At 58.9% G+C, this 12,669-nt stretch carries 6 protein-coding genes and 1 pseudogene; all 7 read right to left on the bottom strand.

The window, feature by feature from the left end; genetic code table 11:
- Position 1: 1 nt before the first annotated feature.
- Positions 2–1,528: a DUF1254 domain-containing protein gene (locus BLU35_RS32980; RefSeq protein WP_093236258.1), complete on the bottom strand. Its 1,527-nt coding sequence runs from the start codon at positions 1,526–1,528 to the stop codon at positions 2–4.
- 345 nt (positions 1,529–1,873) lie between these two features.
- Positions 1,874–2,288 (bottom strand): annotated as a pseudogene (locus BLU35_RS36505) (alpha/beta hydrolase); the annotation flags it as partial.
- A 28-nt stretch (positions 2,289–2,316) separates the two neighbouring features.
- Positions 2,317–4,017 carry an ABC transporter ATP-binding protein/permease gene (locus BLU35_RS32970; protein WP_093236257.1) on the bottom strand — a complete coding sequence of 567 codons (1,701 nt, stop codon included), beginning with the start codon at positions 4,015–4,017 and terminating at the stop codon, positions 2,317–2,319.
- A gap of 228 nt (positions 4,018–4,245) precedes the next feature.
- Positions 4,246–6,597, bottom strand: coding sequence for an ethanolamine ammonia-lyase (locus tag BLU35_RS32965; RefSeq protein ID WP_093236256.1), 2,352 nt, complete (start codon positions 6,595–6,597; stop codon positions 4,246–4,248).
- 48 nt (positions 6,598–6,645) lie between these two features.
- The gene (locus tag BLU35_RS32960) at positions 6,646–7,965 is read right to left on the bottom strand and encodes a glucoamylase family protein (protein WP_093236255.1); all 1,320 of its coding nucleotides are present in this window, start codon (positions 7,963–7,965) and stop codon (positions 6,646–6,648) included.
- A gap of 2 nt (positions 7,966–7,967) precedes the next feature.
- Positions 7,968–11,831 carry a GH36-type glycosyl hydrolase domain-containing protein gene (locus tag BLU35_RS32955; protein WP_093236254.1) on the bottom strand — a complete coding sequence of 1,288 codons (3,864 nt, stop codon included), beginning with the start codon at positions 11,829–11,831 and terminating at the stop codon, positions 7,968–7,970.
- Positions 11,832–11,874: 43 nt separating this feature from the next.
- Positions 11,875–12,669 (bottom strand): phosphoketolase family protein (locus BLU35_RS32950; protein WP_502688203.1); only part of this gene is annotated, 795 nt, incomplete at its 5' end.

The raw sequence follows: 12,669 nt of genomic DNA, 5'->3' as shown, positions 1-12,669 counted from the left end.
GCTACTGAAGCTTCTCCAGGTCTCCCGGCTTCCACGACTGATCGAAGAACGGGGCCTTGGGTCCGTAGAGCCGGAGGATGGCGAAGAAACCTTCACCAGGGTTGGTCTTCAGCCAGTTCTTGTCGTGACCCTTCGGCGCTTCCGGTCCGAAATACATGTCGTAGGAGCCGTCGGCATTGGCCACAGGCTTGTCCATCGTGTTGAGCGACGGGAAGGGTTGACCGTTGGCGAGCCCCGAGGCTGTCTCCGGCCGGTAGACCGTGACCGACCAGAAGATTCCGGCTGGAATATCCTTGGGCAGATGCAGTTTGTAGGACTTGCCGCCGGACAGCGGATCGCCATCGGCATCCGTGAAGGCGACCGGATACTTCGCTCCCATGCCGGCCATGCTGACGGCCATCGCCGGGCTTGCCGAATAGGCGAGCGCAAAGAAGCCGGTCCTAAGGTCGATGTACTTGAAGGACGGGCCAGTGAACTCCGTATCGGCCGGGAACGGATTGACCCATTGGCGGTCCTTGTACCAGCGCGTGTTCGGCACGATAGGCGGTGGATCGTAGGCGATCGCACGGCCGATGCGGAACGCTGTCTTGCCCGCCTTGTCGAGGATGACGCGGGCATGCTGGTCGGGATTGAACGGCTGCCCCTTGATGATGCCAATGCTTGCGAGCATGCCCCGCATGTCCGCGTCGGCCGGGTCGACATATTCGCTGTCAATGAAACGCGACAGCATGTCGAATGCGCTTCCGTCGGTCGGATAGAGCATGTTGGGCGACGCCTTGGAACCGTCGGGGAACACCATCGGTTTGGCGCTGTCCTTCTTGCCGAGAGGGTAGATCTTCGTCTTCATGACGAGATCGACCGGCTCGGAGAGATTGGCGGGATCCTTGAAGAAGGCACGCCAGAAGACGAAGACATTGTAGGTGCGTGATCTGTAGACAATGAAGTCCTTGGGGATCTCGCTCTCATAATCCGGCGGAATGACGAGATAGTTGGCGCCTTTGCCCTTGTCTGGGCCTGGAAGGCCGACGTCGCCGCACCAGATGTCCTTCGAGTAGGGCTCCGGATACCAGGTCTTTTCCGCCACGGGGGCGGGGTTGCAGATGGGGCGCTGGAAGAAGTCGTCCAGAATGCCCTGCAGGCCGGGCGGCACCTCAAGCACCATCGGCCCGTCCTGCTTGAGGTCCAGATAGCCCATGGCGTAGATCACGTCGGAATTCGGCGTGGTGACCTGTGTGCTGGCGTTGAGGCGTTCCTTCCAGACCGGTAGGACATTGTAGCCTTTGCCAAACAGCTTTTCGGATCCTTCCTTCATCGCAAAAATGTTGAGCGCCGGCTGCGCCCAGAGGTAGCTCTGGACGGCGCGCTGGAACAGCAGCTCGTCCTTGAGCTTGGCATTGTCTTCTTTCGACAGGTAGCCTTCGGTGAGGGGAATGGTCGACAAGTCGTCATAACGCGACGTTTGCGCATGGGCACTCGAACCGATCGCCACCAGGGCGGCGAATACCGCCGATTTCACAATCCGTGTCATTCCTGTCATCTCCCCTTTCCGCATTGTGATAGCCGAGTGCACAGTTCGGCTTACACGCGGGCAGATTGAGTGTTTTGTTCGCGGGGGTTGGCAAGTACGTTACGGTTACGATGGCGCCATCGTGGGTTTCGTCTGCTACGTCTAGGGCCACAGAAGTTGCCCGCAGCGCACTGCAAACTGCAGGACACCTTTCAGGCTTGTCGCTACGATGGTTGGCCGTTGGCGGGACGGGTACCGGCCGGTTCGGCCCGCAGACGTTCTCTGGGTCAACCGTCGGTCGGCAAGCGAACGATCCGCACTTAGGCAGCCAGTTTCAAGCGTATAACAGCTTCAACCGGTTCCAGGTTAGGGCTTCCTGCAGAGCGTCGATGATGAAACCGCCGTTGAGGGGCAGTCCTTCGCTGCGATCTTCTGCTTTCCGCCCAATTGTCCCGACAGGCCACCCACGTAGTTCGCGTAGTTGTCACGGGTATTCGCATCACCTACGTAGGGCAACGGGCGCGGCCAGGATGGGGCCTGCCGCGCTTCCCGCGGCGACCGCAGCGCCGGTGGTTCCCGCGAAGAGATGGTCCCCGAGCCCCATTCGGCTTTCCGTCAGCGGCTGTCCATTGGAGATGCGCGCGCCGATCAGCTGGACGACTTCAGGAGATTCCGCGAATTTTCCGTGATGCATGCTGTCCCCGGCCTACACCTTGGTCAGGTCGATCACGGTGATCTCGTTGTCAGCCGAACCCAATCGGGGAATGTCACCCCAGACCCTCGCGAAAATGCGAGTGAGCCAACAGGCCTCAATCCGCCCGCGAGGGCTGCAGCCGCGCAGGCGTCCATATCCATTGGCCGTTTTCGCCGAACTCCAGAACTGCATCGTAGAGGCCAGGATCATCGGCTTGTTCACTGCTGATGTTGATGGCGGTGATTGATCTCTCACCAAGCAGGTTGAGCGCCCTGCCGAGCTGTTTCTGTCCCAGCGTTGCTTCGAGCCGGTCGAGATAGACAAATTTTGGCCTGGCAAGAAGGACTCTGGAGATCGCAAGGAGCTGTTGGTCGCCAAGTGACAAATCCCGGCTTAACTCTTTGTCCATCCCTTCGCCGTGCCGCAGCAACCCCTCAAGGCCAATATCGCTGAGGGTCTGCCTGGCTAGAGTATCGGCATTTTCGTCGAGATTGCTTTTCGGGAGCAGGATTTCCCGCAAGGATCCGGGGGGTAGGTACGGGCGCTGCGGGAGGAACATGAGATCTTCAGCAGCAGGCCGCGTGATCCGGCCCGCACCGGCCGTCGGGATGCCGCAGGTTGCTCGAAACAAAGCGGTGCCCGCGGGCGGGCAGGTGCCTGTAAGCAATATCCGGCTTCCCAAGGGGATGGATACGGACAACTCCTTCACAAGAGGAGAGCCATCCGGCGACCGCAACGTGACCTGGTCATAGCTCAAACGCCCAGTCTCTTCGACCAGTTCGATATCCGAGGCGTGCACTGCCTGGCTCTGTTCTATTGCCTCCAGCAGCGAACTCAGCCGTGACACGACTGCAACAAAGTTGGAGATAGAGTTGAATTGCCTGATGATCAGGGAGAACGCACCCACGAGCATTGCAAAGGCTGCACCCGCCTGCGTGATCACACCGAACTCGATTTCGCCTCGCATGAACGCCGGAGCGATGATCAAGTCGGGTATAATCTGGATCATCCAGTTGTATCCGCCGGTGAAAAATCCGAGATTGCGATTGACTGCGGTGATGCTGATGATGTTGGCAACCAGCTCGTCTATCCGCTCAAGCAGCCGAGTTCTTTGTTGCTCTTCGCTTCTTGTGATCAAGACAGATTCCGCGTTTTCTCGAACGTGAATGAGGGAGGATCGGAAGCTGGCCTCTTTGTCGAGCCGATCGTAGTTCAGTCCGATCAAAGGTCGGCCGAGGACAATTGTCATATAGGAGCCGCAGGCAGCGTAGAGCACCGCAACGCCGAACAAGAAGGGACTGATCGACCACAAGACGCCGGAGAAACTCACGACTGTCAGGCTGCTGCTGAACAGCATGATGACGTAGGAAAGCGTGGTCACAGTGAAAGCCTGGATATCTTCGGCAATTCTCTGGTCGGGGTGCGCAAGCCGGCCGGAGACGTCGAGGCGGTAGTACGTCCCGTCAGCCAGGTACATATTGACGGCGCGCTGCGTAAGGAATTTGCGCCAGACCAGTGCCAATCTTTCCTCGGTGAAGCGGGTGATGACACCGACGATCGTAAGTGCAGCAAAGACACAGATATAGAATATCGCCTGTCGAATGAACTCAGCCATCTGGCGTTCGGCGATCGCCGTCATGAAGTTTCGGCCGACGTAATTGTTGACGACGTTAAGAGCGTTCAAGCCGCATAGCAATGCGACGAGGGCGGCAAACATCCACTTCGCCTTCCCGCCAACCTCCGACCCCAGTAGGATCCGGACGGACTGCACGAAACGCATTGCTGTTACTCTGAGCGGCACTTGCTGGCTGTCCATCGCGGCACCTCTTCGCAAACACGCTGATCCGGTGGTCGCGAAGCCGCAGGCCCCAAAATGGTAAGCAACGAGCCTCCAACCACTGCCTTTCGTTTGTCACTGCCTGAGGCTGCCGCGCATCGCCGAAGACGCTCTGTCCCACCGCTCCTAATCCGTGGGTGAATTTTACGACCACGCGCCGCAGTTACTGTCTTTGTGCCCGGTATCAGGAATTGAGGATGGTGGCGCCTATCCGTAACGGCGGCTGCCGTTCACCTCTTTAGCGACGATTTCCCTGATGATGGTCAGCGTCTCTCTGGCCGCCTCCTTCGGTGGCAATGCTGTATCTGCGACATTGCTGACGAGCCTTGTGAGATCGTGATCAATGTTCTTCTCTGACCACCGTTTGCCTTTTGCGACGGTGATGTAGACCGAATAAGCATGATGCACGGTCCCCGGCCGCTCGCCTATGATGTGAAGAACACCTCTTAGTGTTTCGGGATCTGCCTTTTCGAAGAGCATCTCGCCGATCCGATACCCGGCGCGCACCCTCCCGCTGGTGACCAGGATGTTCTTGTCGCTCATCGGGACGCCGGCTTCACTAAGCAGCCTGCGCATCTCCTCCAGGAACGGTGCAAGATGTCCGTCGTCCATGATCGCCTTGGCGTTGAGACCGTCCGAGATGATAATCTGACCCTTTGGAATGTCGTTTCCCCAGGAACGCCTGAGCGTCTCGATCGCTGCAACCGCTTCCGAGTTCAAGCCTTCGCCCGTATTCGGATGCGCTATGAAATCGTTGCGATCCTTGGACAGCGTGCGCACCGGTACGACATTGGGTACTCCGGCCGCGAATTCCGGCGTGAGTTCGGCCCACAGAGATTGCTTGGCGTCATCGTAAAGCCCCCGCACCTTGTCGGCGAGGGCTGGATTGAGATCCCAGATTTTTTCGCCGTGGCCTGTGGCGAGATCGACGCCTCTTTGCTCGACTTCCCGCATTCTACCGCGGCCCTCCTCATAGATTGCGTCCTTCGGGCGGCCGTCGCCTTTGGCGAGCCGATACTGATAATACACCCAAAGCGGATCGCCGTAGTTGGCGGTGTATCGGCCGTCGGATCCGACGATCCCGATGCGCTTGTAGAAATCCCACATTGCATCGTTGACCTTGAAGCCGAACTTTTCCCTGATGCGCACATGATCCTGGAACGACGTGGTGAGATAGCTCAACATCGGGTCGTTTTTGGTGGGTAGCGCGATGAGGTAGGCAGGATTGGCCGGCATGATCTGATCCTGGCACCAGTCCAGGTCTTCAAGGCTGACAGTCATGTGTAGAGTCGTGCAGATGTCGAGGCCGATCGTGAGGCCGTGGAGCTTTCCCATCACCATGTCTTCAAGGCAGCATCTCACCAGCTGATCGCGGCTCTTGAAGACTTCCGGCCCGATAAAGCCAGCGACATCGTTGACGTGCAGCCATGCTCCCCTGGGCTGTACCCTTGCCAGTTCGATCCCGACCGCTCTGCTGAAACCGTATTTGCGGGACTCCAGCACCATCATGTCGACGCCGTTTGCCACCCCGTTGGTGAATTCCGAGCCCTGTCCCGTTTCGAAGTAGAGACCATACCGTTCCCCTTTCTTCGACCGTGCATAGTTCAGGATCTTGTCGTTGGTGATGTCGAAGATCTTGTTGCAGTCGTCGGTCCCGGCAAGGCTCTGGAACATCGTGGAAACTGTTGCCGGAAATCGTTCGCCGACCTCTGCCTGAACATCGATGTGTGCAAGAACACACCAGGGGATCACCTCACCTAGCGCAAAGGTGTCGACGATATCCTTAAGTGCGCGTTCGACTGCGACCACGCTGTTGACAGTGCTGTCGACCGGATTGGTGCCGATGACAATGTCTCCGGTGGCATAGGAGAAGGCATCAAAAACCTGCCACGCGATGTCGTCGGGATGGTCCGTGGGAGAATTTGGCTGAATCCTCGCGCCCATATATCCCTTGGCCCCCATTTGGGTTCCAGGCATGACATTGAATATCTTCTGACTGAGGGAGACCAACTCGTCGTTGCTCATCAATTTCGGGACAAGGCCTATCGTGTCGCTGGTCAGGCCGTTCATGACCGCTTTGATCTCTTCTTCCGGCTTGCTCAGGAGAAACGCCTTGAGTTCCCCCATCGTCCAGTCCTTGATCTTCTCATACTGGGCTTGATCCGTCGTCTGCCAGATCAATCGCTGCAGGGCGTCCTCGAACAGCGGCTGCCGGTAAAGGTCGCGTATTTTCGTATTCGCCAGCAGAGCCCGCGCGTTCTTCCGAGTCGTCTCGTCTTCAGCAGCCACTCCAATTGCCTGATCCCCCTCCTTGAATTCATTAGCGGCACCTATGGCTTGCTGGTAGGTGGTCAGATCGAAGCCACCTTTAACTCTGGTGATATAGGCGAAGATGTCCTCGCCGGGTTTGGCTTCCCCTACGGCGAACTTGCCTTGCTTTGAAGTGGCTCGTGCCACGGAAGAGTAGCTTGCAAACGTTGCAGCAGCAGTGCCTGCCACTACCAGCAGATCCCTCCTGGAAATTCCTTGATGCGGATGAGAGAGCGATTCCTTGTCCATGTCCAATTCCTCCCGTCACGAGGTCTCATCTTCCACGACCTTTAAATCTTAGAGCCAGCCGCCGGAAAAACCCGCCCGTCTCAACCCCACCACCAACGGTTCGCAGCGGCGCATGATGTTCCACAGCAAGCCGGTCCTGTAGTTCTCGATCATCAGCACCACCGGTCCTTGGTCTATGCCGAAGTGATAGGGGCTGACCCACCAGCCGGATTCGGTTCCTTCCACCTTAAAGTTTCGATTGAAGGAGGGCTTGAAACCGTAGAGGCGCGTCATGCCGAGGTTCATTCGAGCAAAATTCCGGACCGTCGGGATGACAATCTCCGGCGCGAAGGGCAGGGAGGCGATGACAGCCCAGGGCGACACGGTGCCGTCGTCCGGACCGAAGGGTGCGCCGCGAGCGATGTAGTCGAAGAACTCGCGCTTGACACCGTTCACGGTGCGCGTGGTCCAGCCCGGGCCGTCGCTTGCCGTGAAGCCCCAGCAATGTTCGCCATAGCCGACGAAATTCAGTGGGTTGCGGATGGCATATTCTTGCTGCACGAAGGTCGCGTGCCGGCTGTTCTGGAAATAGTCGCTGTTGTGCTCGCGCATGAACTCGTCACGGATGCCGCGGAAATCGATCCACATATGTGAGAGCTGGTGCGTAAACAGCGGTCCCGAATAGAGCAGTTCGCGCCCGTAGAGGTTCCGCCAGTCGTAGCTTGCGGTGTAGGCGGCATAGGCTTCCGGTGGCAGTGGATAGGTGGGCGAGCCGAGCCCGAGTATGTAGAGGAGCAGGCCTTCGTCGTAGCCGCGCCAGCGATAAGGAATGAAGCCGTTCTCCGGCCGCCAGCCATGGGTCAGCGTAAGTCCGTGATCGCAGGCCCAGTTCCAGTCGGCACGCTCATAGAGCGCATTTGCCGACCGGCGAATTTCGATTTCATCCGGCGTATCGCCGTCAAAATAGGAGGCCACCGTCAGTGCCCCGGCGAACAGGAAGGCGGAGTCGATCGTCGACAGTTCGCATTCCCAAACGCGCCGGCCGGTCTCTATGTCGAGGAAGTGGTAGAAGAAGCCCTTGTAGCCGGAGGCGTCGGGTTCCGGCCCCTGCGGGCATTCAAGCAGAAACTGCAGCCGTCGACGTGCGATCTTTGCGGCAAACTTGCGAATGACGATGCCGCGCTCGACCAACACAGGGATTGTCGCAAGCGCCATGCCAATAGCGGCGATGCTTGCTGGTGCGTCTTCCTGCGTCTTATCACGGACCAGGCCATTGTCCGGGTTGGTGCAGTGGAGATAGTAGAGCAGTGTCGTGAACTGCAACCGAGCAAGATCCTGCTCGGTCGGCATCCGGTTCAGTTCGGGATCTGTCGACAGCAACTGCGACATGTTCAGCCAACCACCAGGCGAACAACATGGTCACTGCCGTCGTCAACAAGCAGAACAGATCGGCTGGTGAGGCCGTCGCCATCTACGCTGAGCTCATACTCGCGTCCCCCTTTCGCACCTCTGCTGACCGAAATGCGGTAGAGCGTCGTTCCGAAGCGCATATCAACTTCATAGCTTGGCCAGGTTGATGGAACGCACGGCTCGATAAAGAGGCGATCACCCTGCCGGCGGATCCCCAGAATGGCTTCTAGTCCGACACGATAGAGCCATGCGGCTGATCCGGTATACCAGGTCCACCCTCCACGCCCCGTATGGGGGGCGGCGCCGTAAATGTCGGCGCTTACGACGTACGGCTCGACCTTGTAATGCTCTGCCTCTTTGCGCGACAGGGCATGATTGATGGGATTGAGCATGCTCCAGAGACGAAACGCCCGATCGGCATCCCCCAACATTGCTGTCGCCAGCACGACCCAGGCGGCCGCGTGCGTGTACTGGCCGCCATTTTCACGGATTCCAGGAACATAGCCCTTTATGTAGCCCGGCTGTAGCGGCCCGCTGTCGAAGGGTGGGTCGAAGAGTTGAATCAGCTTGTCTTCGGAACGCACAAGCCGCTGCCAGACGGCCTGCATCCCCCTGGTGGCGCGTCGGGTATCGGCTGCGCCGGATATGACTGCCCAGGCCTGAGGTATGGCGTCGATCTGGCACTCGTCGTTTGCTGACGAGCCAAGGGGCGTGCCGTCGTCGAAATAGGCGCGGCGATACCAGGAGCCGTCCCAGGCGTGAGCCTCCAACGACGCGCGCAGCGTCTCAGAGCACTCGTTGCACCACGCAGCCCGACCCTGGTCGCCCCTTGCCGAGGCAACGGGTGCGAAGGATTTGAGGACGGTCACGAAGAACCATCCATTCCAGACGCTCTCACCCCTGCCTTCGGCACCCACCTTGTTCATGCCGTCATTCCAGTCGCCCGTACCCATGAGCGGAATTCCGTGGCTGCCTAGCCGCAAACCTCGGTCAAGTGCCCGACAACAGTGCTCATAGATGGTCCCGCTTTCCTGGCTGGCCGGAGGGACCTCGTAGCGCTCCTCCTCCTCGTCCGTTAGAGGCGGCGAGACGAGGAAAGGAACCTGCTCGCTGAGGAGCTCGTAGTCTCCGGAGACCGATACATAGTGCTCGACGACGTAGGGTAGAAAGTAGAGGTCGTCGGTCATGCGTGTGCGCACGCCGGCACCCGATGGCGGATGCCACCAGTGTTGAACGTCTCCCTCGGTAAACTGCCGCGAGGCAGCGCGAAGGATGTGCGTTCGCGCTTCATCTGGCGCGCAATGGACGAGGGCTGCGACGTCCTGGAGCTGGTCGCGAAATCCGTAGGCACCCCCCGATTGATAGAAGCCGGTTCGGGCCCAAAGCCGACAGACCAGGACCTGATAGAGCAGCCAGCGGTTCATCATGATATCAAAGGCCGCATCCGGCGTGCGGACGGTGACCGAACCCAAGAGCTTGTCCCATTGCTCGCAGACCGCGGCCAGGGATCGTCGGGCAAGTCTCGGATCCGCATAGTCGCGTATGAGCCTGTGCATCTCATCACGATTGTCGGCTTGCCCGAGTACGAACACGAGTTCGGTGCTTTCACCCGGCAGAATTGAAAGCTCGACCGTGAACGCAGCGCAGGGATCGATAAGATTTCCAACGCCGCCAGTTGGAGCACGGCTCCTAAGCCCCGACGGCTGAGCAACAGAACCATTCTGGCCGAGAAACTCGCGACGATCGCATGTGAAGGACTGCGGCTGCAGGCTCGATGCAGCGAAGGCCAATTTTTCGGAAAACGCGCTGCTCCAAAGGTTTTTGGCGATCAAGGCGTGCGATTCGGCATCGACAGCGCATTCGATTCGGCCCGGCGCGTTTTCGCGCAAGGTGCCGAAGACCCATTCGACGAAGTAGGTCGAGCGAAGGGTGCGCGCCTTAGGCCCGTTGTTTCGAAGGGCCAGATGGATGATTTTGATTGGGTCAGAGGCGGCTACATGGACGGTCAGTTCGTGGTGCAGTGATCCGGCTTTGCCTTCGTAGCAGCTATACCCTTGGCCATGTTTTGTGGTCGTCGTCGTAGACTGTCCAAGCGGCAGTGGCGTCAGTGTCCAGATCTCGCCGGTTTGCTCGTCGCGAAGGTAGACAACTTCGCCCGGAGTATCCGACACAGGGTCATTCGACCACGGCGTGAGCCTGTTCATTTGACTGTTGCCGGCCCAACTGTATCCAAGGCCGGTTTCACTCGTCAGGCAACCAAACGTCGGGTTTGCGATCACATTGCACCAAGGCGCGGGCGTCATATTGTTCGTGGCGATGACATATTCATTGCCACCCCGCGAGAAGCCGCCGAAGCCGTTCCAAAAGAGCAGATCGGTAGCGACAGCTGCCTTTTCTGACCGGGGCACCGGTGGAACAATTGGACCGATCTCGACCTGTGTATCGGGCGAGTCGAGGGTACGAAGGGCAACTTGAGAGGCGAGGGAGCCACGCCGAGAGGAAAACACGGCGCGCGCGGCGGCGCCGAGAGCCACAGCCGATGAGCTAGAAAGGGTGGCGCCGGATGGAAAATGAAGTCCTCCGCGTTTTCCGACCTGTTCTCTTTCGAGCCTTCCTTTGATGTCGGCGAGCAATCGCGACGTTTCCGGCGTAGCGCTGTCGTCAAGCACGACGAGGTCGAAGGAAAGCCCTCGCTCGCTTATGAATGCGTGAGCATTGATTGCGTCCTCAACAATGGTTGTGTCGCCAGGTACGTCCAGACGCAGCAAGACGATGGGGAGGTCGCCAGAGATACCGATCGCCCACAGCGCCTCGATATCAAATGGCCGCTCGCCGAGCGGCTTTTCGCCACCAAACCCAGGATGCGAGAACGTGAGTGCCGCTGCCAGTCGATTGTAGGTTGCCACCTTTTCGGCGTTGAGCTTCAACGCGCCGGTTTCGTGAGCGTAGGTCTCTTTGGCGCGCGCCAGAGCCTTGCCGCAGGCCCGGATGTCCGTAAACCGCCGAGCCATGGCCAAGACGTCGTTGTGATTGTCGGCTGCGCCCGTAACGAATGCGATCTCGGCCGTTCCTGACGCTTCCAGGAATAGGGTCCTGCGAAGGCTGAGAATCGGATCAAGGACGGGTCCGGTGGTCCCCGACAAGTACGTTTCCCTGCCGAGGGCATGAGCGTTCGAAGACGTTCCGCCCCTGCCGAGAAAACGCGAGCGATCCGTTTCGTATTCAATTGAATTGCAGTCGTGTCCGCTTAGAGCGGAAACGTGGACGGCCCAGGTCGGCGTTTCGAGAGCGCTACGTGGTCGACGCCGGGCAAAGAGTGCACCTGATTCGGAATCAAACCAGGTTTCGACAAAGAGCTTCGCGAACGCCGGATGCGCGCTATCGGCACGCCGATCGTTCAGACACACCTCGCAGTAGCTGGTCACGCGGAGCTTTTTTGTCGACGCTCCTTTGTTGACGAGACGAAGCAAACGTATTTCGGCGTCGCAGTCCGGAGCGACGAAGACCGTCATTGTCGCCGCGATATCTGCCCACTTACACTGAAGCTCCGCGCGATCGCCAAGGAACGTGCGTTTATAGATCGCATTTTCCCGATAAATCGGTTGTTTCCCGAGTGACCATACCTTTTCGCTGTCGACGTCCTGGAGGTAACAAAACTGACCCCAGCAGTCGCGGGTCGTATCCTGCCGCCAACGTGTGACATCGAGGCCGCGCCAGGAGGCATATCCAGCCCCGGATTCCGTGAGCAGTACGCTGTATCGGCCGTTGGAAAGCAGGGCGGTTTCGGGAATCGCGGCGTAGCGGTGCCCGACATCCGTTCCAGGTTCGTTGGCCAACCGGACCATAGCAAGATCCTTCAACGCAAACTTCTAGCGAAGGGGTACTGTCCTATACATTGTCACCCTCGGTCGACGTCGTCGGCTTCGCCTGTTGCGCACCCGGAACGCCCCATTTCCAACCGCTGATCGACGGCATGTCGTCACCATGCTTCTCGATATATTCGCGATGCTCGATCAGCTTGGCTTGAATTGCCTGCTTGAAATAGGCGGCGCGCGCGCCGAGCTGGGGCAGGCGGTCGATGACATCGCCGGCGAGATGGAACCGATCGAGCTCGTTGAGCACCACCATGTCGAACGGCGTCGTCGTCGTACCTTCCTCCTTGTAGCCACGAACATGCAGGTTGCCGTGGTTGGTGCGGCGGTAGGTGAGGCGATGGATCAGCCACGGATAGCCGTGGAAGGCGAAGATGATCGGCTTGTCCCTGGTGAAGATACCATCGAAGTCACGGTCCGTGAGGCCGTGGGGATGTTCTTCTGCCGGTTGCAGTTTCATCAGGTTGACGACATTGACGACACGCACTTTCACTTCCGGAAGATGCTCGCGCAGCAATTGCACCGCGGCCAGCGTTTCGAGCGTCGGAACGTCGCCGCAGCAGGCCATGACGACATCCGGTTCGCTGTCGGCATCGTTGCTCGCCCAATCCCAGATGCTGACGCCCATGCTGCAATGGCGCACGGCCTGTTCCATTGTCAGCCATTGCGGCCCGGGTTGCTTTCCGGCGACGACGACGTTGATGTAGTTGCGGCTGCGCAGGCAATGGTCGGTGACAGACAGCAGCGTGTTGGCATCCGGCGGCAGGTAGACGCGGATGACGTCAGCCTTCTTGTTGACGACGTGATCGAT

It is taken from the genome of Sinorhizobium sp. NFACC03 (genome assembly GCF_900103435.1).
GTDB lineage: Bacteria > Pseudomonadota > Alphaproteobacteria > Rhizobiales > Rhizobiaceae > Ensifer.
Note: the sequence above shows the minus strand (reverse complement) of the source record. Positions and strands in the feature narration are given on the sequence as shown.